We start from the raw sequence: 409 nt of genomic DNA, 5'->3' as shown, positions 1-409 counted from the left end.
CGGGGACGGTTCTCATGCTAATTCGTGCTAATTGTAAAGGTTTTCAACGCAAGGTTCATATTAATGTCACATTTATTGTGAAAAACTTCACAAACTGGTGATATACTAACATCATCAAGTTGTTAATTAATAGAAAAACACAGCAAGAATCTAGCATATTTCATTTTATTAAATTTCATATAAAAGGGAGAGAACATCATGGAAAACAGAAATAAGAAAGTCAATCGAGTCGTATTAATCGGAACAGGTGCAGTTGGATGCAGCTATGCCTATTCTATGATAAATCAAGGAGTAGCAGAAGAATTAGTATTGATCGATGTGAATGAAGCAAAATCAGAAGGCGAAGCGATGGACCTGAACCACGGAATTCCGTTTGCTCCGTCCCCTATCAACGTATGGAGCGGCTCTT

1 protein-coding gene is annotated in these 409 nt (G+C 37.4%); it reads left to right on the top strand.

Features of this window, described 5'->3' with window-relative positions; translation table 11 throughout:
* Nucleotides 1–198: 198 nt before the first annotated feature.
* A partial coding sequence (locus tag V7266_RS17105; RefSeq protein WP_420491436.1) for a lactate/malate family dehydrogenase occupies nt 199–409 on the top strand: 211 nt, incomplete at its 3' end.

The sequence above is a fragment of the Neobacillus drentensis genome (assembly GCF_036965645.1).
In the GTDB taxonomy this organism is placed as follows: domain Bacteria; phylum Bacillota; class Bacilli; order Bacillales; family Cytobacillaceae; genus Neobacillus; species Neobacillus drentensis_D.
Note: the sequence above shows the minus strand (reverse complement) of the source record. Positions and strands in the feature narration are given on the sequence as shown.